Origin of the sequence: Chitinophaga sp. (assembly GCF_039596135.1) — a bacterium.
Lineage (GTDB): Bacteria > Bacteroidota > Bacteroidia > Chitinophagales > Chitinophagaceae > Chitinophaga.
Genome location: NZ_JBCNKH010000061.1, coordinates 1 through 24,477, shown reverse-complemented (window position 1 = coordinate 24,477; position 24,477 = coordinate 1). Strand labels below are relative to the sequence as shown.

15 protein-coding genes are annotated in these 24,477 nt (G+C 46.2%); 8 read left to right on the top strand and 7 right to left on the bottom strand.

The window, feature by feature from the left end; genetic code table 11:
- The first annotated feature begins 1 nt into the window (after position 1).
- The 3 genes from ABDW16_RS24945 to sprA all read left to right on the top strand — a co-directional run bounded on the left by ABDW16_RS24945 (position 2) and on the right by sprA (position 11,356).
- Positions 2-1,327 carry a hemolysin family protein gene (locus tag ABDW16_RS24945; RefSeq protein ID WP_343673548.1) on the top strand — a complete coding sequence of 442 codons (1,326 nt, stop codon included), beginning with the start codon at positions 2-4 and terminating at the stop codon, positions 1,325-1,327.
- Between the two features lie 20 nt (positions 1,328-1,347).
- A complete protein-coding gene (locus tag ABDW16_RS24940; RefSeq protein WP_343673546.1) occupies positions 1,348-3,825 on the top strand; it encodes a YfhO family protein in 2,478 nt (825 codons plus the stop codon).
- Between the two features lie 313 nt (positions 3,826-4,138).
- Positions 4,139-11,356 carry a cell surface protein SprA gene (sprA, locus tag ABDW16_RS24935; RefSeq protein ID WP_343673545.1) on the top strand — a complete coding sequence of 2,406 codons (7,218 nt, stop codon included), beginning with the start codon at positions 4,139-4,141 and terminating at the stop codon, positions 11,354-11,356.
- An 83-nt stretch (positions 11,357-11,439) separates the two neighbouring features.
- Here sprA and ABDW16_RS24930 read toward each other — a convergent pair whose 3' ends face one another.
- Both ABDW16_RS24930 and ABDW16_RS24925 read right to left on the bottom strand, forming a co-directional pair.
- Positions 11,440-12,492 carry a phosphatidylinositol-specific phospholipase C1-like protein gene (locus tag ABDW16_RS24930; RefSeq protein WP_343673544.1) on the bottom strand — a complete coding sequence of 351 codons (1,053 nt, stop codon included), beginning with the start codon at positions 12,490-12,492 and terminating at the stop codon, positions 11,440-11,442.
- A gap of 127 nt (positions 12,493-12,619) precedes the next feature.
- The gene (locus tag ABDW16_RS24925; protein WP_343673542.1) at positions 12,620-13,594 is read right to left on the bottom strand and encodes a sugar phosphate isomerase/epimerase; all 975 of its coding nucleotides are present in this window, start codon (positions 13,592-13,594) and stop codon (positions 12,620-12,622) included.
- A 466-nt stretch (positions 13,595-14,060) separates the two neighbouring features.
- Between ABDW16_RS24925 and ABDW16_RS24920 the strand changes: the two genes are divergently transcribed.
- Positions 14,061-14,687 (top strand): response regulator transcription factor, encoded by a 627-nt coding sequence (locus tag ABDW16_RS24920; RefSeq protein ID WP_343673540.1) that lies wholly within the window; start codon positions 14,061-14,063, stop codon positions 14,685-14,687.
- Here ABDW16_RS24920 and ABDW16_RS24915 read toward each other — a convergent pair.
- Positions 14,684-15,823, bottom strand: a complete 1,140-nt coding sequence (locus tag ABDW16_RS24915) for a Pycsar system effector family protein (RefSeq protein ID WP_343673539.1) — start codon at positions 15,821-15,823, stop codon at positions 14,684-14,686. The genes ABDW16_RS24920 and ABDW16_RS24915 overlap by 4 nt on opposite strands.
- Positions 15,824-16,049: 226 nt before the next feature.
- Here ABDW16_RS24915 and ABDW16_RS24910 point away from each other — a divergent pair, with 226 nt between their 5' ends.
- From ABDW16_RS24910 to ABDW16_RS24895, 4 genes are all read left to right on the top strand, one after another.
- A complete protein-coding gene (locus tag ABDW16_RS24910; RefSeq protein ID WP_343673537.1) occupies positions 16,050-16,916 on the top strand; it encodes a helix-turn-helix domain-containing protein in 867 nt (288 codons plus the stop codon).
- Positions 16,917-16,998: 82 nt separating this feature from the next.
- Positions 16,999-17,934 carry a catalase family peroxidase gene (locus ABDW16_RS24905; protein WP_343673535.1) on the top strand — a complete coding sequence of 312 codons (936 nt, stop codon included), beginning with the start codon at positions 16,999-17,001 and terminating at the stop codon, positions 17,932-17,934.
- Positions 17,935-17,961: 27 nt separating this feature from the next.
- Positions 17,962-18,480, top strand: coding sequence for a hypothetical protein (locus ABDW16_RS24900; protein ID WP_343673533.1), 519 nt, complete (start codon positions 17,962-17,964; stop codon positions 18,478-18,480).
- Positions 18,467-19,789, top strand: a complete 1,323-nt coding sequence (locus tag ABDW16_RS24895) for a hypothetical protein (protein WP_343673532.1) — start codon at positions 18,467-18,469, stop codon at positions 19,787-19,789. The genes ABDW16_RS24900 and ABDW16_RS24895 overlap by 14 nt, the downstream gene beginning before the upstream one ends.
- 63 nt (positions 19,790-19,852) lie before the next feature.
- Here ABDW16_RS24895 and ABDW16_RS24890 read toward each other — a convergent pair whose 3' ends face one another.
- The 4 genes from ABDW16_RS24890 to ABDW16_RS24875 all read right to left on the bottom strand — a co-directional run.
- Positions 19,853-21,961, bottom strand: a complete 2,109-nt coding sequence (locus ABDW16_RS24890; protein ID WP_343673531.1) for a sigma 54-interacting transcriptional regulator — start codon at positions 21,959-21,961, stop codon at positions 19,853-19,855.
- A gap of 10 nt (positions 21,962-21,971) precedes the next feature.
- A complete protein-coding gene (locus tag ABDW16_RS24885) occupies positions 21,972-22,736 on the bottom strand; it encodes an SDR family oxidoreductase (protein WP_343673530.1) in 765 nt (254 codons plus the stop codon).
- A gap of 11 nt (positions 22,737-22,747) precedes the next feature.
- Complete coding sequence (locus ABDW16_RS24880) at positions 22,748-23,824, bottom strand: ABC transporter permease (RefSeq protein WP_343673529.1); 1,077 nt, start codon at positions 23,822-23,824, stop codon at positions 22,748-22,750.
- The coding region (locus ABDW16_RS24875) for an ABC transporter permease (RefSeq protein ID WP_343673527.1) at positions 23,821-24,477 on the bottom strand (657 nt) is incomplete at its 5' end. The genes ABDW16_RS24875 and ABDW16_RS24880, both read right to left, overlap by 4 nt.

The window sequence follows — 24,477 nt, the reverse complement described above, 5'->3', positions numbered from 1 at the left end:
AATGAGCATAGAAATATTTTTTACCATCTTCCTGGTGCTGCTAAACGGTTTTTTCGTTGCAGCAGAATTTGCAATCGTAAAGGTCCGATCCTCGCAGATAGAAGTCAACTCAGGCCGTAATAAAACAGTATCTACGGTAGCCAAAAGCATCCTGAACAATCTTGACGGCTATCTGGCAGCCACACAGTTAGGTATCACCCTCGCTTCACTGGGCCTTGGTTGGGTAGGTGAAAAGGTGATGACAGAAATAATCGTTAATCTATTTACTTCTTTGGGGTTCAAACCTGATGTGGGTGTCGCCCAGCAGGTAGCCATTGGCTGTGCATTCCTGGCTATTACTATTATGCATATCGTATTTGGCGAGCTGGCCCCCAAGTCTCTCGCTATCCGCAAACCAGTGCCCACTACCTTTACCGTGGCACTGCCGCTGAAATTATTTTATATCATCTTCCGTCCTTTCATCTGGATCCTGAATGGGTTGGCAAATGTGATTCTCCGTATCATCGGTATCACACCTGTGCATGAAAATGAAGACATACACACGGAAGAAGAACTTCGCGTGATCATTGCTGAAAGTCATCAGGGCGGTGTGATTGAAGAAACAGAGAAAGCCCTGATTCAAAACGTATTCAACCTGGGCGACCGCCATGTATCTACCCTCATGACCCCACGAAATGAGGTGATCTGGCTGGATATCCAGGATAGCCCTGAAGTAAACAAAGCCAAGATCCTGAAGCATAAGCATACCATGTACCCGCTGGCAAACGGCGACCTGGATCATACCACCGGCTTTATTTACAGCAAAGACCTGCTGAGTGACAACTTCAACGCCGCTATCAATAACCTGTCATCCCTGAGCCGCAAACTGCTGGTGGTGACCGTACATAACCGTACTTACCAGCTGCTGGAACTCTTTAAGAGAGAGCGTATTTACCAGGCCATGGTCGTTGACGAATTTGGTTCTATCAAAGGTCTTGTGACCATCAATGATATTGTAGACGCACTGGTAGGCGATATATCCGAAACAAACGAATTTGAATACGAAGTAACCCGCAATGAAGACGGCAGTATGCTGGTAGACGGACAGCTACCTTTCGTGGAATTCCTGGAACTGATTGGTGTGGATGCTGACCAGCAAAGGGTGAACGTGACCAACTTTGTGACCCTCGGCGGTTTCATCCTGGACAAACTGGGTAAAATACCTCAGAGTGGCGATAGTCTGCAATGGAAGAACCTGAAAATGGAAGTGGTGAAAATGGACCAGCACCGCATTGCCAAGGTGCATATCAGCAACATTGAAAACGATCCTAAAGAGGACGAAGAATAATACACAACTAATATACTGTTATGAAAACCAGCTGGTTCAAGTCCCTGTTACCGCACCTGGCAGCCATTCTGGGGTTGCTGATTCTTGCGGTATTGTATTGCAAGCCCGTACTGGAAGATAAGGTCATCAGCCAGAGTGATAATGTGCAATGGCAGGCGATGGCAAAGGAAGCGATGGATTATAAAAAGGAACATGGCATTCCACCATTATGGACCACCAGTATGTTTGGCGGTATGCCCACTTTCCAGCTGGCCATGGAATCTCCTTATCACATTGATAGTGCTATTCCGGTTATCCTTACGCTGGGGTTGCCTAAGCCTATCAATGTATTGTTTCTTTCCGCACTTTGTTTTTACCTGCTTTGTGTAGTTTTAGGTGCACGCCCCTGGATCGGCTTTGCCGGGGCAGTAGCGTATACCTATGCCAGTTATTCGCCTATTATCATCGTCACGGGGCATGATACCAAGATGATGGCGCTGGCATATCTGCCTGCTGTCATTGCCGGTCTTGTGCTTATTACCAGGCGTAGTTACCTGGCGGGTACGGGTATCATGGCACTCGCCCTCTCCTACCTGATTGCCGCCAATCACCTGCAGATGACGTATTATTTCTTCCTGATACTGGCCTTTGTAGGTATTGCCTATGCCGTGCATGCTATCAGGGAGAAAGCATTCAGGCACCTTATTACAGGTAGTTTGCTCGTTGTCTTGGCAGTGGGACTGGCACTGGCCTCCAATGCCGTGAGCCTGTGGACAACGTATCAATATTCGAAAGAAAGTACCAGGGGTGGTAAGTCTCCACTGAGTCCCCTACCGGGTGAAACGGCCGAGCAGCATGATGGAAAGGAATATGCCTTTCAATGGAGCTATGGTAAATTTGAAACACTCACGCTGATTGCACCTGATATTTATGGCGGCAGCTCCAATGGTAAACTAAGCACGAATTCAAATACTTATAAAACCCTGACTAGTATTGGTGTGTCTGCTAATCAGGCAGAACAAATGGTCAGTAACTGGAACCTCTACTGGGGCGATCAGTCTTTATTAGGCACGTCAGGACCTGTATACCTGGGCGTGATCGTTTGCCTGCTGGCACTCCTTGGATTGTTCATTATCCGCTCCTGGCATAAGTGGTGGCTCATCGGTATTTCCATATTGGGCATCCTGCTGGCATGGGGTAGCAACTTTGCTGCCTTCAACTATTTCATGTTCGATCACTTCCCGCTGTACGATAAGTTTCGCGCACCTTCGCAGGCATTGATCATTCCGCAGTTGTCATTTGCTATACTGGCGGTGATGGCATTGCAGGAACTGATTAGCGGTGAAATCAAAAAAGAAGAATTACTGAAAAAACTGAAATGGTCTGGTTATATCTTAGGTGGCTTACTGGTATTATTACTGTTGGCCTCTACCAGTATGCGCTATACCAATGCCACTGGTGACAATACCAACCCACACAGCGATGATCAGTTCCATGCACAGTTGGTGCAAATGGCTGGGGGCCACACTGACATTGCAGACAGGTTGATGGCTGCTACCAGAACAGACAGGGCAGACCTGTACAGAAGTGATGTATTCCGCTCTATCCTCTTTGCAGCGCTGGCGTTTGCACTGTTGTGGTTCTTTATTAAAGGGAAACTACAGGCACGGTATATGACTATAGGTATCACCCTGTTAATCATGATCGATTTGCTGCAGGTAGACAGGCGCTATCTGAATGAAGATAGTTTTATGGACGCCGGGTCGTATAGTATGCCATTCCAGGCTACTCCTGCCGATCAGCAGATACTGCAGGACAAGGATCCGTATTACCGCGTATTTAACCTGACCCGTAATCCATTTCAGGATGCTATGACTTCTTATTTTCATAAGAGCATAGGCGGTTATCACGCAGCCAAACTGCAACTGTACCAGGACCTGATTGAAAGACAAATCAGTCAGAACAACATGCAGGTGCTGAATATGCTGAATACAAAGTATATTATCACCAATGACGTGCAGGGGCCTGTTGTACATCAAAACCCGGATGCACTGGGTAATGCCTGGTTTGTAAAAGCCATTCGGTGGGTACCGAATGCAGATGCTGAAATGAATGCGCTTACCAACTTTCATCCAAAGGATACCGTGGTGATTGATGAGCAATACAAGTCACTGGTAAAGCCTGATTTTCAGTTTGATTCCAGTGCCCGGATCGCATTGCAGTTCAACCACCAGGATACCATTGCGTATACATCCAAAGCAACCACACCACAATTTGCCGTGTTCTCCGAGGTTTATTACCGTCAGGGATGGAAGGCATACATCGATGGAAAAGAAGCGCCTTATACCAGGGTAAATTACGCTTTAAGAGGCATGTCTGTTCCGGCAGGTGACCATACCATCACTTTCATTTTTGCACCCGAAGCATATTATGCAGGTGTCAAATTATCTCTTGGTAGTTATATTGTGATGTTGCTTTTATTAGCCGGAAGTCTTGCGTTATACTTCCGCAAGAAATAAATTTCAAAGTCCGTCTTCAATAAATTTTGAAGGCGGACTTTTGCTTTTTCATCTATACAATTCAACTGTTCGTAGTAAAAAAAAGCGATTCCTGCTTTACAATAGCAAATTCCCCTATCTTGCGTCAAATTCAGGGCTGTCTTGCCCCTTCGGCTATCAACTTTACCATTTCATCTATACAATTCTCCTGTCTGTAGCCAACAAACAATAGTACTGTAAAAACGCCCGTTTGATGCGAAACCGCTTTTCGTATAGTCAGACTATACAGGCTACTATTATTGGTATTTACGAAATGCTGCTATAGAAAGAACGCGTGAAGAAATCCCTTAGAAAACGTCTTAGCAAACACTATGCTACCTTAACTGTATTTAGCATAGTGGTCTTTTTCATGGTTGATTCTGCAGCAAGGGGAGCCAGGAGCATTAGTTACTATCCAATTGGCTCTTCTACTCATCATGCTGCGTATGATTCCATTATACCTGTGAAAGATACCGTGGATACATTAAAGTATCCCATCAAAGACAGGCACTCTCCTGAGCTCGTAGAGCCCGTGCAGAACGCCGTTGATTTGAAGGATCCCAAAGGTATCAAACGGGACGTGGAATACGATCCTGAAACAAAAGAATATATTATCTCCGAAAAAATCGGTGATAAATATTATAGGAATCCTACGTCTATGAGCTTCCAGGATTTCTATAACATGCAGGCACGTAAAAGTGAGAATGATTACTTCATGAAACGTGCTTCCACACTGGGCAACCTGAACAGAAGCAATGGCCTGGAACTTAAAAAATCCAATAAACTTTTTGACAGGTTATTCGGTGGCAGCAAAGTCGATATCAAACCACAGGGTTACCTCGAAATATCTATGGGCTATGACGGCCAGTATATCAACAACCCTGTTTTGACTGAGTCTGCACGCCGCAGTGGCGGTTTTGATATGAACATGAATATCAACCTGAATGTGACAGGTAAGATCGGTGATAAACTGAAAATTATTACAAACTACAACACTCAGTCTACCTATGATTTCGAAAACCAGATCAAACTGGAATACACCGGTTATGATGACGAAATCATAAAAAAGATTGAAGCCGGTAATGTAAGCTTTGCACTTCCCACAACACTGATCAGTGGGATGCAATCTCTTTTTGGAATAAAAACACAGTTGCAGTTTGGCCGCTTAACCATGACCAGCGTCCTTTCCAGTCAGAAGTCTCAGAAGCAGACACTGACCCTGAAAGGCGGTAACCAAACGACCAGCTACAGCATCAAATCAGATGCGTACGATGAAAATAAAAACTTCCTGCTGGCACAGTTCTTCCGCGATACCTTCAACTATGCAATGGGGAACCTGCCCAGCATCCGTTCGCTCTCCAACATTACACGCATTGAAGTATGGGTAACGAACAAGACCGGTACTACGACCAACACCCGTAACGTAGTAGGTCTGATGGACCTTGCAGAATACAGCCCTTACAATACGAATGCCGTTCACGTTGTAAGCAGCGGTAAACTACCTTACAACGGTATCAATGACCTCTATAGCAAACTCTCTGCTGACGATGCCGCGCGGCAACCCAGTACCGTGATCTCGCAACTCCAATCCTACGGCCTCTCTGCCGTACAGGACTATGAGAAAACATATGCACGTAAACTGGATAGTACGGAATATACCCTCAATAAGAAACTCGGCTACATCTCCCTGAATACGGCACTTTCTGCAGACCAGGTGCTTGCTGTTGCGTATGAATATAGTTACAATGGCCGTACTTACAAGGTCGGTGACTTTGCCCAGGATGTACCTCCTGATGCCAGTAACAATGCCAACAGCCGTATCCTCTTCCTGAAAATGCTGAAAGCTACTGCTGCACGACCGATATTACCAATCTGGGACCTGATGATGAAAAACATCTACTCCACCGGTGGTTACCAGCTAAGCAGTACAGACTTCACGGCCGATGTATATTACAATGACCCCGGCAATGATACCCGTGCTGCCAGCCCCCGACGTTATCTGCCGGATGCTGTCGGTTCTTATAGCGGTGCACCCATCATTACCATTCTCAACCTCGATAACCTGAATGCGAACAATGACCCCCAGCCGGATGGGGTGTATGACTTTGTGAGTGGGTATACGGTTGATGTATCTAATGGTAAACTGATCTTTCCTGTACTGGAGCCCTTTGGGAAGGACCTTGCCAAAGCATTTGGCGGTGATGCAGCTTTGGAAAAACAATATCTTTATACCAAATTGTATGATACCACCAAGACGGCCGCTCAACAATATTCTTCCCTGAACAGGTTCCTCATCAAAGGAAGTTACAAAGCAGGTAGTTCTTCTGAAGTATCACTGAATGCATACAACATTCCTTCTGGTTCTGTAACCGTGACTGCCGGTGGTAAAACACTGGTGGAGAATATTGATTACACCGTGGATTATAACCTGGGTAGAGTAAAGATCATCAATGACGGTATCCTCAGTTCCGGTACCACGATCAATGTATCTTTCGAAAACAGTGGTCTTTACGGGCAGCAGGTTCGTAACTATGTAGGCACCCGTTTTGACTATGCGGTAAATGAAAAACTGAACCTGGGTTCTACCATCGTGCACATGAGTGAACGCCCTTATACCACTAAGGTAAGTTATGGCGAAGATCCTATTAATAACACCGTTGTGGGCCTGGATGGTAACTATAATTCTGAATGGAAAGGTCTGACCCGACTGCTCAATAAATTACCAAACTACAACTCTAAGTCTACTTCCGCTGTGAGTCTGACGGGTGAAGTGGCACGGTTATTCCCCGGTCACAGTAAACTAATCAACGCTTTTGGTTCCAACGAAGGACAGGTATACATCGATGACTTTGAAGGTACTGAAAGCAACTATGACCTGAAGACGCCGAGTAGCAGCTGGGCACTGGCCTCTACACCTGCAGGCGCCACGGATAGCTCAGGTAATATCATGTTTCCCGAAGCTACACTGAGTGACTCTGTTGATTATGGTAAAAACAGGGCCCTGCTCTCCTGGTACATCATTGAACCAACCCTGCAGGTAAACAGTACATCTGATCTGCCAGCAGGTATTACCAAAGATGACCAGTCAGATCCACGCACACGTATCGTATACCAGAAAGAGATCTTCCCGAACCTCTCTACAGATTATACTTCTACACAGCTCACGACCCTTGACCTGGCCTATTATCCTAAAGATCGTGGTCCATATAACTTCGAAGCCAGTCGTACAGAAGTGAATACAGACGGTACACTGAATAACCCAAAGAAGCACTGGGGTGGCATTATGCGCTCACTGGACAATACTGATTTTGAAACTTCCAATATCCAGTACATTGAATTCTGGGTACAGGATCCTTTTATTAAGAATACCACCAGTACCGGTGGGGACCTCTACTTCAACCTCGGCGCTGTTTCTGAAGATATTCTGAAAGACTCCTATAAGTTTTTTGAAAACGGGATGAAGGCACCGGGCACCACCATCAACTACGATTCCACTACTTGGGGCCATACCCCAAACTATACCACACAGCTGACACGTGCGTTTGACAACGATGCAGATGTAAGGGAATACCAGGATGTAGGTTACGACGGATTGCGTTCTGCTGATGAAGTAGCCTATCGTACGCACTTCCTGAACCAGCTGCGTACCAACTTCGGCGTTAGCGCTGATGTATACACAAAAGCACTCGCTGACCCATCCAATGATAACTACCATCACTACAGGGGCGATGATTATGACAAGGGGAAATATGGCATACTGGCCCGTTATAAACGCTATGCCATGTCAGATGGAAACTCTCCTGCTACCACCAGCGGGTCTACCTACTCCACTGCGGCTACGAATATTCCGGAGTCGGAAGACCTGAACTTCGATAATACCATGAATGAAACAGAGTCCTATTTCCAGTACCGGGTGCATTTAAGCCCTAATATGGAGATCGGACAGAATTACATCGTGGATAAGGTAGATGCCGCCGTAACCTATGCCAATGGCAGCACCGGTACTGAAACCTGGTATCAGTTCAAGATCCCGATCGAACAATATAGCGCCGCTATCGGGGGCATTGCAGACTTCAAGTCTATCCAGTTCATGCGTATGTTCCTCACGAACTTCTCTGATTCCGTAGTACTGCGCTTTGGCAAACTGCAACTGGTAAGGAACCAGTGGCGCCAGTACAGCTATGAATTGCAGGCAGGTTCCGGCGACCTGGTAGCAACGGATGACGCCACTACCTTCAATACAACTTCCGTAAATATCGAGGAAAACGCTTCCCGTACCCCTATCAACTATGTACTGCCTCCCGGCCTGCAGCGCGAGACGACTCTCAGTACCAGCAACACCACCTTGCTGATGAATGAGCAATCCCTCTCCATACAACTGGATAAACTGCAGGATGGTAAGTCCAGGGCGGTATACAAAACACTGGGCATGGACCTGCGCAGGTATAAAAAACTGCAGATGTTCATACACGAAGAGGCTATAGATGATGACAACAGCTTAAAAGATAAAGACCTGCAGGCAGTGATCAGGATTGGTAGTGACTATACTGAAAACTTCTACGAATACCGTATTCCACTGACCAAGACTGCCTTCGGTGCTACCTCACAGGCAGCTATCTGGCCTACTGCAAACAACCTGGACATCACCCTGACAGACCTGAGCAACCTGAAGCAAACCCGTAACAATGCAGGCGCTTCTACGGCTACGCTGTATGAAAAGACACTGGCAAACGGGAATGTGATCGGGGTAATCGGCAACCCGAACTTAGGAGATGTGGAAGGGATGATGCTGGCTATTTACAATCCGCTGGATGATGGTTTAACTAAGAATGCAGAAGTCTGGTTTGACGAATTACGGTTAACCGGCCTGGATGAAAAAGGTGGTTATGCCGCTACGGGCAGGTTGAATATGCAGCTCGCCGACCTTGGCCAACTGGCCGTGACCAGTACCATGCACACCGCGGGGTATGGCGCCGTGAACCAGAGTGTGAATGAGCGCTACCAGGATAACCTCATCTCCTACGATGCGTCTTTAAGCCTGGATATGGGTAAGATATTGCCTAAAAGGGCAAGGCTTACGATTCCCCTGTATGTAGGGCAATCCAAGACCAGTAGCATGCCGGAATGGGATCCGTTTGACCTGGACATCAAACTGAAGGAAAAGCTGAAATTAGCGGCAAATAAACACGAAAGAGATTCCATCAAGGCACAGGCAGAAGATGCGACTACCACCACCAGTTTCAATGTGACGAATGTGCGTAAATTGAGTGACGGAAAAAAGAAACTCCACCCCTGGAGCCTGGAGAACTTCGACTTTACCTATGCATATACAGGTACAAAGATGCATAGTCCTACTACGGAGAACTATGAGCTGACTAAGAACAGGGGGGTATTAGGCTATAACTTTACAGGCACCAATAAATTCTGGGAACCGTTTAAGAAAACCATCAAAGGCAAGTCGCCGTGGATGAAACTGTTCCGGGACATCAACATCAATCCCCTGCCTTCCACCATCAGCTTCCGGGCAGACCTGACCAGGCAGTTCAGTGCCACACAGCTCAGGAACGTAGGTAGTAATTATAAACTGGCAGAAACATACAGCAAGTACTTCACCTTTGATCGCTATTATGGGTTGAAGTGGGACCTGACACGTAGCCTGAGCCTGGACCTGACGGCAACGAACAATGCCCGTATTGATGAACCAACCGGGCGATTGAATACTTCTGCCAAGCGGGATACGGTATGGAACAATCTCCTGAAACTGGGGCGTACTACCAACTATTTCCAGACTTTCAATGCCACCTATACCCTGCCATTGTCAAAGATTCCCGTACTAAGCTGGACGAACTTTGCCGTACAGTATACGGCGCAGTATAAATGGACGGCGGCTTCGCTCTCTAACAGGATCCAGGGGAATACCATTGAAAATACCCAGGTGATGGCAGTACTGGGGGAATTTAAATTCACAGAGCTGTATAATAAATCTAAGTTCCTGAAGGCAATCACAGCTACAAAGCAACCTGTCAACCCGAATGCGAAAGTGCCTGCAAAAAAAGAAGAAAAGCTGCCCGAAGTCTCTCCTTTGGTGAAGTCGTTGTTGCGGCCAATCTTATCCATCAAGCGTATTAATATCAACTACTCTGAGAATAACTATACGAGTCTGCCGGGATGGATGGATAGCACCCAGGCATTAGGTATGAACTGGCGGAGTATGGAACCGGGACTGGCGTTTGTGTTCGGCTATCAACCAGATAAGAAGTGGCTGGATAAAAAGGCGGCAAAGGGATTGATCTCAGCCGATACCTTGTTCAACAACCAGTTTGTACAGCAGTTTTCACAGAACCTGCAGATACAGGCGCAGCTGGAACCGGTACCGAACCTGCGTATCGATTTGTCGCTGACCAAGACATTTTCCAAGAACCACTCCGAAACATTTAAAGACAGGTACGGTGCCGGGAATTATGAGCACCTGGATGCTTATGAAACAGGTGGTTTCCAGGTCACGTCTATTATGCTGAAGACATTGTTCATAAAGGGAGGATTGGCAAAGAGCTTCGCAAACTTCAGAAGGTACAGAACGATCCTGTCAAAGCGATATTGGGACAAAAACCCTTATGCAAAAGATGCTTCCCTGCCAACATATGATACCAGCGATGCTTCTTATATGTACGGCTATGGCAAGTACGAGCAGAATGTACTGATCTCCTCTTTTATTGCGGCTTATACCGGGCAGGATCCTAATAAAGTGGGATTGATTGCCACTTCAGGCCTGGATAAGATCAGGAGTAACCCTTTCAGAAATATCATTCCGCTGCCGAACTGGCGGATATCATACGATGGGCTGGCGAAGCTGGCCCCATTCAGTGATTATGTACAAACCCTGACCCTGACCCACTCTTATGTGAGCAACCTGAGTATGAACTCGTACAATACGTCTTCTAACTATATGGATAAGAACTCGCTGGGGAACCCGAGTTTTATAGATACCGTTTCCGGGAACTATGTGCCTTATTACACAGTGCCGAATGTGACGATGATAGAACAGTTATCGCCATTATTGGGCGTGGATGTAACGTTGAAGAACAATATGAATATTCATATGGATTATAAGCGTACACGGTCATTAAGTTTGAGTCTGACAGATTACCAGCTGGTGGAGGCGCGTACGGCGGAAATCACATTGGGTGGCGGGTATAGATTGAAGGGATTGAAGCTGCCATTTGCAATGGGAAAGAATGGATCGCATCAGTTGGATAATGATTTGAATATGCGGCTGGATCTGAGTTATAGAGATGAGAAGTCGGTGAATAACCAGCTGGATGGGGGGATTTCGACGCCTACGTCGGGGCAGAAGGTAGTTAGTATAGCGCCGAGTATAGATTATGTGTTGAATAAAAGGATGAACCTGAAGTTCTATTATACGAGGAAGCAGACAATACCGGTGTTGTCGACATCGAGTCCGACGGTGACGACGACGGGTGGGTTGACACTGAGATTTGTATTGGGTCAGTAAAACTGAAAAAGCACTTTTGCCGAAGGCGAAAGTGCTTTTTCAGTTGGTGGCTTTGGATAACCGCCACATGGCTATCAAAAAGTTTATCTGATATCCTTACGGCTGTATTCGTTGTTGCCAAAGTTTACAATGTAATCAGACGCAAACAATGTACTTTTCTGATAATAATCAGTGGTAATAATCTGCGCCCCTGATTCACAGGCAGCTTTATACCTTGTATAATCATTCGTCCTTGCCTCTTTAGTATCAGCATCTGCCCGGGTACGAACAATGTACCCTTTTGCCACCATATCACGAATCAATTGCTGATCCTTCACCGCATCATTGATAATCATAATTGCCGCTTCCGGTTTACCCGCAGGTGCATTTACAAATAAAACACGTCCTTTCAGGGAAGGATGTCCCTGCATGTAATCCGTCATTTTCTGATCCTTCTCGTCCAGGATGAAAATAAACTTTCCTTTTGCCTGTTCTACAGTCGGCCAGTGTCCTTTGAGCACAGCAGCTTCCAGCGTCTTTTCCTTTCCACGTATATCATCAGGCGTAATCAGTTTATCCTTTCCTAAGTAATCGACAAGTTCTTTATCCAGGCGGTCATACACCGCTGGTGTGAAGGGTTCTGGTTTGGTAAATTCAGGGCGTTTGGATATTTCATCCTTTGCATTCATAGTAATGAAAACCGGGGTATGATCCGGGTGTGCATTAGACCAGTTCTTCAGCTGTTCCAGCGCCATTTTGAAGGTAGGGCAATGACTGTTTACATCCAGGTCCTGCATATGGAACACTTTGAAACCCGGCTCGCGCATCACGTCGGTATTGTATACCGGTTTTAAACCTAACTGCTCCAGCACATAAGGATGCATGTATTTACCACCAGCGCTATCTGCATATACATCCAGCTCCAGGCCTCTCAGCCCCAGGTCCAGCTGCTGCTCCAGCGAAATGTGGGTATATTCCAGCCCATTGGCACCTTCGCCCGCATGCTGGCGGATCACCTCCATCACTTTAGGATCAATGGCAATTTTATAACTGTTGTGGGATCCGATGCATTGTACTTTGTTGAGCGGTAACTGATCTTCCCCGGGAAATGTGAATGCTGTAAGGCCCAGCATCAAGGCAAACATGGCTACTTTCATCTGTCAGGTTAATTGATATTCTACAGACAAAGGTTTGAATTTATTTTGAGGGGATATATTAAGAAACTATTACCAGCTAACACATTTGTGTTATCAGAGAGGAGGCACAGACCCCCTCCCGAAAATATTATCGTACCAGAAGATTAGACTTTACATAGTCATAACTCTTTTTGATACTTACAAAAGGATCGATACTGATCTGATCCTGTTCTACAAAAGCATATTTTACCCCTGCTTCGCTGGCATTGGCAAAAATCTTTTTGAAGTCTACCGTACCGGTGCCTACTTCCGCAAATTTAATTTCACCCATCAGGTCTTTCAACTCCTTATTGTCTTCACCAGGACCGGTTATTTTGCCCGGGGCTGACTTGTCAATATCTTTCACATGCCACATAGCAAAACGGCCCGGATGCGCCTTAAAAAGGGCAACAGGGTCTATGCCGGATTTCTCTGCCCAGAAGATGTCCAGTTCCAGTGTTACCAGTGCCGGATCGGTTTCTTTGAGCAGGATATCGTACCCGCTACCTTTTACATCGGGGAGTTGTTTAAATTCCCAGAAGTGGTTGTGATACCCCACCTTCAGCCCGGATTTTTTAGCCAGTTCACCAGCTTTGTTCAACTGGGAGGCCATGAACTGGTAGTCAGCGCCACTCAGTTTCGAGATCAGGTTCATGGGCGGTACGGGTACAACCAGGTATTGCTGCCCAAGGGTGGCGGCTATTTCCAGCTGTGTCTTCAGGGCCTGGTCGTTGCCATTGCCCCGGGTAAGGAAATCTGCCAGCTGATAGTGACCGCTATGGGTAGTGAGTTTGTTTTCTGTGAGGAGTGCTTTCAGCTCTTTAGGATCGAGGCCCCAGAACTTTGCCGGTTCATTGGGCCCGCCATAGCCATAATAGGTTTCCACATGGTTATAACCCGTTTTAGCCACCTTCTGAATGGTGTCCTTCACGTCTTTGGTCAGCTGATCCCGCAGGGTATATAGCTGAATTCCGATTTTAGTCACTGTATTGGCGCGACTTCTGCTGAAGATGTCCGACGGGTTCAACATAAGTCCGGCGGCGATCAGGCCGGCTTGTTGCATAAAAATTCTCCGAGAGCTCATGATGATAGTTTAGTTTTTTAACGTGGCATAAGAACAGTATCCATTGCAGTGCTTCAAAAATAAGCACTGGGAAATGAATGTACAAAAAATTAGTCAAAAGGGGGAAAAATGTAAAGGGGCTTACTGTCCGAGGCCAGACAGTTAAACCCCTTTGTTCGTACTTAGGATAGGGATATAGGATAGGTAATAATCACTTTGAGCAACGACTGCTGCTCAATCACTTATATCGGTCACTGTTTAAAATAAAGTTGCTGATTTAGTCAAAATAGCCCGCCTCTTGCGCGACTTATTTGTTGGTGAAGGGATGGTTTACCGTGAGTACTGAATCACATAAAACAAAATTATATATCTTAATAATTCAAATTGTTAGTAAGAGTTGTAACCTCTTGTAGTTTTTTTACTACAAAAAAAGGGGCCCGGTTTTGATCTTTACCCGTTACCCCGTATATTTACCTAATATCTCCATATGCCTAACATTTTAGTTGTAGACGATCAGGAAGTTGTACGTTATGGGACAACCCTCATTTTACAAAAATCCATTGAAGATGTTCATGTGAGTGAAGCGGGGAGTTTTGAAGAGACCTTGAAAATTTTGTCCTCAAAGCCCTTTGATCTTGTCATCCTGGACATCGACATGCCTGGTGGTAATAATCACCAGATGCTGGATGTTATTCGCTTAAGGCATCCGGAGATTAAGATTCTCATCTTCAGCAGTTATGACGAACAGATCTTTGGCTGGCGCTACCTCGAAGCCGGTGCAGATGGTTTCCTCTCCAAAAAGATGGGTATTGAAGAAATAAAGAATGCAACAAAGAGCCTGCTCAGAGACGAAAAATACCTGAGCCCTGCCCTGAAACAAACCCTGCTGAATAATATTACCAAAAAGAAATCTACTGTCAATCCACTAGACCGCCTGTCTAACCGGGAAAGCAATATTATGCAGCTACTCATCAAGGGATTGAGCGTAGCGGATATTGCGGAGAAACTGAGTCTGCAGGTATCTACAGTCAGTACTTATAAGAAAAGGATTTGTGAGAAACTGCAGGTAACGAATATTGTGGAGATGATTGAGAAGGTGCAGTTGTATTCTTAAAGCTGCCTACAATAAATAAATGCTGCTATCGACAATAGCAAACCGGAAATAAATACCCAATAGGCAATTGACAGGTACGAAAACTTTTTAGACAATACTTTTCGCACATTATACAGCTCCTTACAGGCCTCTATATATACCCGCTGGCGCTGCCCGCCAAAGAGGCTGTTTAACTGATCATAAAATGATTTCCAGTCTACATGCCTGAACCTGGGATCTATCAGGTCAAAACTTCCGAAGAAGAAATGCTGGTAAGAATGCGAGGAGGCTTCTTCCGAAAAACTATTCTGCTGCGGACGGCTGGCCAATATAGATAATAATATCGTGAGCATGCAGGTGACCAGCAGCAATACAACCGGCCAAAGCAGCTGCGGATATTCCTCCGTTTTGGAAATACCAAAGGCCAGCATTACCGACGTCATGACGGAACTGACCCGGATTAACAAAGCTGCCTTGGAGTCTGCTACCGATACCAGGTGGTTGTAATTCCGGAAAGCGATTTTGAACAGGTCTTCCGTCTCCCTGTTATTTAATTTAGTTTCAGGTATGACCAATTTTTCTTTCCCTTGCATCTTCTTTACCATTAATTGTTGATTTATGTTTTTGCCGGTTACATATCGTGCCTGCGCATAGCCCGTATAATACAACGTCTTCAAAAAAATGGCATGATACCCTTCCGTGAAGTACTTTGTACCATTTGAGATACCCATGTGCCTGTTCATCTCTTCTTTCAGCATCACAATCCTGTCCAGGAAATCAGGTTGGGCCAACCGGCTGTTCAGCGCATCGCAAACTACCTGCTGCATTTTTGTAAGCGGCATTCGTTGCCCCTCTGCCACTGCAATAGCTTCCTGTACCAATACCCGGTCTGCTTCAGGATAACTGACTTCATCAAAAAAATACTTTAACAAGGTAGGACCTGCTGTCGATGGCCCTTCCATTAAATCGGCCGCACCTACAAACCTAAACCAGGTAGCCACCAGTGCATTCTGATATTCCATTCCTTCCAACGATACTGAACGAGCTATTGCCTTTGCCTCCCGGGCCATTGCCCACATCAGCTCATACATGAAGTAAATATCCTTCTCATAGTAATTGTGAACATAGGAACGGGCAGCCTTGTGATACTGTAACAAGTTGAACTATTTTTCTGTAAAACTAACCGGAAGCTATCCTGCCGGCAATTGACATTTGACGATAAAACTTGTACATACTATCCTGCCCCTCCGGGGAAATTCCACTATATTTCGTCGTTGGCTCGCAGAACCACTAAATAAAGTGTAGCTTTTTTAGCACACACCTTTACAACGAAAACAAAATCAGCCTGTTATCAATTGGCAAACAGATTGTCTAACCCCCTGCATGATAACACTAACCACTACTAACCAGCTTAACGAGAACCCATTAGACCCAAACTATTACTGCGCACTGTACATTCAGGACCTTGCTACTTTTTTGCAGAACCAACCCGCAAACCCGGTCAGATCCAATAACTATAACATTATCTGGGTGCAACGGGGAAAAGGTACTTACTGGATTGATCTGAAAAAATTTGCCCTGTCAGACAACACCGTGTATTGTTTACATCCTGGTCAACTCAGTGTATTCAATGAAGTACAATCCATGGAGGGTATTCTCCTCTCCTTTTCTGCTTCCTTTATCAGTCACCTGAAAGAAGATATTAATATCCTCAACAGCTCCGGATTATTCAATGCATACATGCTGAATCCCATTACCTTGTCAGGAGATGAAATACAGCATGTATTGAAAACACTGCGCAGGGAATATGAGGGTAAAAATGAACTGCGTGTCGAAGTCCTGCGATCGCTTGTTCGCATATTAATTATCCAGTTAAGCCGATGCTACCAGACATGCGATATGGGTGAGATCAAGATGGAAAGAGATGTTCAACTCGTCAATACCTTTCTGGAACTGGTACACAAACATTATGCTGAAAAGAAAAAAGTAGCCGACTATGCGGCGGAACTATTGATTGCACCTAACTATCTCAATATAAAAGTAAAACGGATTTCGGGTTATACCGCCAGCTATCACATACAGCAGCGCATATTGCTGGAAGCAAAAAGACAGGCCAGATGGGCAGGCATGAACCTCAAGCAGATCGCGTACACCTTAGGCTTTGATGACATTGCACACTTCAGCAAGTTCTTTAAAAGAGCAGCCGGCATCAGCTTCTCTGAATTTAAAAGAGGGAAATACATGCTATAATTTATACCTCCTTTTTTGCCAATTATCAATTCTCTACCTGGTTGATTTGGAGGAGTTTTGCTTCATACAATTCGTTAACAAGATGCAGCAGAGCCAATATAAGCACACGACTGAAATCGTGACGAAGATCCGCCAGATTTTAGGCAACTTTCCCGGCTACCGGGCCTTACATGCAGATGGCCGGTTTTATGAAGGTACTTTCCGCGCAAATGAAAATGCAAAGAAGTATAGCCGGGCCATCCACTTACAGGGTGATGAAATACCCGTCACCGTTCGCTTTTCCAAAGGTGGTGGCGATCCCTTCGCGCACTTCAGTGCGACTGTAGGCATGGCTACCCGGTTCTACCTGCCTGATGGCCGGGTGACCAACCTGGTGATGCTGAGCCAACAATTGTTTGTAGCCAATACGGTGGAACAGTTCCTCGAACTACTCGAAGCAGGTTCGCCTGTTACACCCGGAGGACCTGTCAACAAAGCCGGGCTGGAACAATTTCTAGCAGCTAATCCAAATTCCATGCAGGTTTTTAAGATGCGTGCCGCTAGTCCCGCCCCCGTGAGCTTTGCACATACAGTATTCAATTCCGTACACGCATTCCTGTTCACGAATGCCAAAGATGAAGTGACACCCGTTCGTTGCCACTGGCAACCGGTAGCAGGTGTGCAAGGGCAACCTGTAGAAAACCTCAGCCAGGAACAAACAGACATATTATTCCAGGAGCTGGATACCCGGCTTACACAAACCGCTGTGGCCTTTGACCTGGTGCTGGAACTGGCAGCTCCGGAAGACCCGCTGAATGATGCCACCGCATTATGGCCGGCAGACAGAGAACATGTTACCATTGGCCGGCTCACCCTCACCGCACCAATAGATGAAGCAGTACTGAAAGACAAAGTAATGAATCACGATCCGACGGCTTTAACCGATGGTATTGAGCCCACTGATGATCCTATTCTTCAGATCCGCCGCGGCGTTTACGAAGTATCTGCTGCCCAGAGAACCGGCGGATGGAAAAATTAATTCTTCACTATAAAAAAGTAATATCACATGTCAGGTAAGGTAATTCAGAATGAGAGAACCGCACTCGCACAAAACGTTATCAATCAGCCGGATGGCCCGGGCAAACGCATTGGCAAACGTAGTGAACTGGCCCTGATAGGTCAGGTGAATCCTGATGGGGGAGCGGAATTATTTCGTAGCCGTATCGCCCAGTTTCAGGCAGAAGCTGCCTACTGGGAAACCCGGGTAGGCACTGTACATGACTTCAGGATTACCCTGATTGACAACGATACCCGCCTGCTGTTTATGATCACTTACGATGGAGATTTCAAACCATATGTACAGGATATTATCGAACAGGCGCATCCCTGGTTCGACGCTATCTTCCCCGGTATATGGGTGGGTTACAAAAGTGCTCATGACGCAGCCACCATTCAGATGGTAGTAGACAGTGCCCTGACGGCAGATTTCCTCTACGTTGCACATCCTGATTTGTCTGTACACGATATTTCAAAAATGAAAAAATTATCAAAAGCGGTAAACGATCTCTTCGATGCTGCAAGCTAAATTAGAACTACACGACATACAGGGCACCGTATTGCGCAACCGGCCCATGCCCTACTTCGGTGCATACCTGCTGTTCCGCATTCATAATGCTACAGCCGCCCGCAACCTGATACGGCGCCTTTTACCTCACATCACCTCTGCAGCCGATTGGGAACATCCGGCAGAAAATGCATGGATCAATATTGTTTTTAGCTACGAAGGCCTGCGAAGAATGGAACTACCCGCTGAGATACTGGCCGGTTTCCCAATTGAGTTCAGACAAGGTATGGCGGCCCGTGCCGCCTTCCTGGGCGATGTGGGAGAAAGTGCGCCGGACTGGTGGGACCTTCCCCACGGTCAAAATGGTTTTCATATAGGCCTGCTGGTGATGGCTGGTTCTACTGCCCTGCGCGACGAAAAACTGGCTATCGGTCATGCTGCCATGGCAGGGATAGAAGGCGTATCGTTGATAGCCAGACTGGATGTAGGCGTTCCCCCTACCCTACGGGAACACTTTGGATACAGGGATGGACTGAGCCGCCCGTTTATTGAAGGTGAAGGCGGCATACCCGCTGCAGGACAAGGTGTACCCGTGAAAGCCGGGGAATTTGTACTGGGATATGAAAATGAACTGGGACAAATATCTACCGGACCGGGACCTGAAATATTCTGGAAGAATGGCACCTATCTTTCTATCCGTAAAATAAGACAGAAGGTGGCTGCCTTTAGAAATTTCCTGCAGCAACAAGCTGCATCAGCTGATGCCCAGGAAAAACTGGCGGCCAGGATGATGGGCCGGTGGCGAAGTGGCTGCCCGCTGTCATTATCACCCGATAAAGATGATCCTTCACTGGCAGAAACCAATACGTTCAACTATTATGACGATGACCCGGATGGAAAGAAAACGCCGTTGGGTTGCCATATCCGCAGGGTAAATCCCAGAGATGCACTGAAAGATACCATCACCGATGCGCGGTTGCATAAACTGGTAAGACGTGGTGCTGCCTACGGTCCATTGCTCCCTGAAGGCGTCATGGAAGAAGATGGCAAAGACAGGGGCATCGTCATTGCCTTTGTCAACGCACATCCCGGCAGGCAATTTGAATTCGTTCAATCGCAATGGGTCAACGATGGCGATTTTATTTCCCAGGGCTCCCGTACCGATCCTATCGTGGGGAGACGAGATCATGCTGATGACTTTATATACCCGGAAAAGCCGTTTAGACGGCACATCACCGGTCTACCCGACTTTACCGTCACCCGCGGAGGAGAGCATGTATTTCTCCCGGGATTACGGGGTCTGAGGTGGATAATTGAAATGAGTGGTTAAGCGTAGGGCTGGTCCGGAAAGGCGCAATGGCAATCGATGCCTTCCGGATCAGCCTGATTTTTTTTAATCTTCACCTGGATGGTAAAAATGCTTTTTCTTAATGCCGAGTTTCTTCATCTTGGAATGCAGGGTAGTAGGTGGAATATTCAGTAATTCAGCAGCCCCGCCTATTCCCTGTATCTTGCCCTTGCAGCGTTTCAGTATGCTTACTATATACTCCCTTTCTACTTCATGAATAGTCTTTATCCGAAATTCATCTTCATAATCAGCATGCACGGGTAAATGTACCGCCTTTATCACCGGACCGTCTGTCAATAACACGCAGCGCTCTATCAGGTGCTCCAGTTCACGTACATTTCCCGGCCAGTGATAAGCCATCATTTCCTTCATCGCTTTGCTGGACACTCCTGTGATTTTCTTTCCCGCATTTCGTGAAAAACGCTCTATAAAAGCCGCAATCAGCAATACCAGGTCCTCTTTGCGCTCCCGTAAAGACGGTAATACAATCGGGAACACATTCAGCCTATAATACAAATCGCTGCGAAACCGCCCGTCAGCCACCTCCTGCTGCAGGTTCCTGTTCGTAGCTGCAATGATGCGCACATTTACCTTAATGGTGGTTCTGCCGCCGATTCTTTCTATTTCCTTTTCCTGGATCACACGCAATAATTTAGCCTGCAATTCCGGTGGCATTTCGCCTATTTCATCCAGGAACAGGGTACTGTTATTCGCGAGTTCAAACTTGCCAATCCTCCGTTCTATCGCACCTGTAAAACTACCTTTCTCGTGACCAAACAATTCACTCTCTATCAGGTTAGATGGCAGGGCTGCACAGTTTACTTTGATCATCAGCTTATCTTTGCAGGGCGATCCGTTATGAATCGCTCTTGCGATCAACTCCTTACCTGTACCTGTTTCGCCCATTATCAGTACGGTACTGCCGGTATAAGATACCTGGTCCAGCATACGATATACCTTTTGCATAGCAGGACCATTACCGATCATTTCGGTATAGTTATATACTGTACCAATCTCTTCCTGCAGGTACATATTCTCCTGCTCCAGTTGCTGCCGGTACCGGTTCACTTCCTCATTCGCCAGTATATTGGAAACGGCGATGGCGATCTGGCTGGCTACGCCTTTGATAATAGGCAGGTACTCTGTCGTAAAGGTGTGCCGGATATCAGAATAAAAAGTCAGTACACCAAATATACCCTTCTCACCCGGCAAAGGAATAGAAACGGCTTCTTTCAGCCCTACCTCAAAATGAATCTTGTTGTAGCGCGGCCCCTCCGGTTTCCTGGCATGTTCTTCCACATCAGAAATAGTGGGTTCGTCAGTGAGTAAAAAGGTATTGAAAATGCCATCCATGATGGGATACCGCGTGGAAACCATCTGCTGAAAATCAGGATGGACCCTGGACCTGGAATGTGTGTCTGTGAGGAAAACGGTAAACGTAGTTCTGTCTTCATTGATGCGGGCAATGCTGGTATGGGTAAAATAAAAGAACTCCTTTAGCTTTGTATTGATAAGGGTTAGCAATTCCTGTTTGTCCCGGATTTTGGCCATCTCATAACTCAGGGAGAGCAACATCGCCTTTTCCCGTTCCCGTTTCTGCACCTGTTCATTGGCCATAATGTTCGATATTGCAATAGAGATCTGACTGGCTACACCGTCGAGAATGCGCAATACATCAGGCGGAAAGCTGTTTTCCTTATCCGAATAAAATGCCAGTACACCAAACCGTTCTTTTTCATTGCGCAGGGATACACCTGCTATTTCCCGGATCCCTGTTTCATAATGCATTCGCAACGCGGCATTACTACTATATTCTTCTATCTTTTCCCTGACGGATACATAAATGGGGTAATCGGCAGCAATCGCCTTTGCAAACAAAGGTTCTGAAGGCGGGAAACTATTCTCTATGACATGGCTGTATTCGGGGTGCGTGGTCGATCGTGACAAAGGATCCAGGAGGTACATGACCACCTGTTGCCTGTCAGGTGCTACCAGCATTGTAGCGCTGTGTGAAAAATAAAACAGCTTTTTGAGGTGTTCATTAATCACATGCAACAGGTCTCCCTTATCCTTGATTCCCGCAATGTGATGACTCAGTGACAACAGGTGCTCCAGCGTAGACGTTTTATTACTTGTATGGTTATCTTCAATCATATCATACTCATCATTTTTCACCCAGTCCCAGCATATAGGCGCGTCTTTCTCCCAACAGGCTGATATATTTGTCGTAATCCTGCGCTTTCATCTGGAAGATCTGCCAGATATGCTCGTGGGTGGAGATCATAAACTGTTCTTTTGCGATTGCTTTTACTACTGTATCTGCCAGGTCTGCGGGGTCAATGGCTTCTTTCATCATATTAGGCAGTTCGGCTGCCATAGGGGTCTTTACACCACCCGGACACAGTACACTTACTTTGACGCCTGCGTCTTTATAGCTGGCAGCCAGCCATTCTGCAAAACCCACTGCAGCGTGCTTGGTAGTACTATATAAAGCAGAGTGAAACTCTACCACCAGCCCCGCTGCCGATGCGGTATTGAGCAGGTAACCATCTCCCCGCGCTATCATTTGTGGCAATACATATTTTGCGGCATATACCTGCGACATCAGGTTCACATGCCAGGAAAAATCCCAGTCACGCTCTGCCGAAAACGGGTCTCCATATTTAGCAACACCTGCATTGGAAACGAAAAGATCAATACGGCCAAACAAGCGGGTGCTCTCTTCTACCAGGGCTTGTACCTGTTCTTCTTTGGTCACATCCGTCACGATAGGGGTAGCTCCAATCTCACTGGCTTTTTCTTTTAATGCTGGTCCATTAATATCAGAGATGACAACAGTTGCACCTTCTGCGATAAAGCGGATGGCCAGTGCCAGACCAATACCACTTGCGCCGCCGGTGATGACAGCAATTTTTCCTTTCAGTTCCATAAATTTAAAGTTTATTTTTTGATATAACGGAGTATTCCAACGGCTGCGAGAAAATAACCAACCAGCTGCAGGCATTGCATCCAGATATAATCGCTGATGTCTGCTGCTCTCCCCTGCTCAATCAGTAATATGCGGAATCCATTCACATAAGGCATATAAGGAAAAATAAAACCAAAGAGCCGCGCTAACGGACCATCCTGGTCAAAAGGCCAGCTGAAACCAGAGGAGATGTAAACTGGCATACTCAGGATCATTAGGAATTGTAAGGCGCTTAACTGGCTTTTAAATAACAGCCCTGCAATCATGCCGATAAAACTATTCGTCAATGTAAACAGTAATGTGATCATAATGACTATACCTGTATGCAGGGGAAATGACTGTCGGAAAAGGAAGAAATACAAGCCATAGATTCCCAGCAATACAAAGGAGAATAAAATATATGGCAGTATCTTTCCCGCCATCAGTCGTGCTGCTGAATAACCACTTTCGGCATATAGTTTACCCAGTGTACCTGTTTCCTGCATGGTCGCAAAACTCAATGCCACCACCACCATCACCACAGATTGTAATATGATAGCCAGGTAGGATGGCCAGATATACATAAAATAATTGGACGCACGATTGAAAAGACGAATAGTCGTGAGATGAAACATCTCTTTTTTACTGCCCAATACTGCCTGTATAGCCCTGTTCACATATCCCGCCGCCAGCAGGTTCGTATTATTGATATAAGCATTGACCTCGGGCCGCCTACCTCTCAGCACATCTGCCTCAAAGTGATCCGGGATGACCACTGCGCCAAAGGCAGCTTCGGCCAGGAATGCTTTTTCCAGGTCCACATTGTCAGGTGTTACCCGGGTTAATTTCAGCACATCAGTTTCGTCCAGCATATCTACCAGTTTGATACTGGTGGGTGAATGATCTTTGTCGATGACAATTACCGGCAGGTCAGTAAATTTCCCTTTTACATACACCAATCCAAACATTGCACCATATAGTACAGGCCCTCCCAGGTATAAGATCATCATGACCTTATTGGATAAAAACAACCGCAGCTCCTGTTGCATCAATGACAATAATCTATTCATAGGGCCTTTTTGATCTTACTTTTCAATAATACAACTGCCAGTGTTAAATACACGGCGATCAGCAATACCTGGTGCCCTAACTGTGGCAGCACATCCTGCCAGGTAGCCTTTTGTAATAATGTCATGCGCATCACCTGCAGGTAGGGTGTCAATGGTACTATCCGGCCTAATGCGGCCAATATAACAGGGGCCTGTCCGGATGGCCATGTAAAACCGGAAAGTGTAAATGCCGGTGAGGCAATAGACATCAGCAGTTGCGATGCTTTTAATGGTGCCGGGTAAATGATACTATAGGTAATACCCAGCAGGCATGCACCTATCACCAGCAATAACTGGGCTGACAGCAGCAATAAAGGATGTGCAGGAAACGGAATTCTGAAACAGATACTGACCCCGAAATACACACCTATCGTCCAGAAAGACATCAGGAAATAAGGCAGCCATTTTACAAAAATCAATACCCAGGGAGAATGACTATACCCCAGTAAGCCCTGCTGGTTGAAAGTGCCTGCGGCATATTCCCTACTGAAACTTACAGCCAGCGCCAATAGTAATAACTGTTGCAGGGAAGAAAAGACCAATGCCGGCCAGAGGAAATACAGGTAATTACTTCCCCTGTTATACAACATAAATGTATTCGTTCTAAACGCATC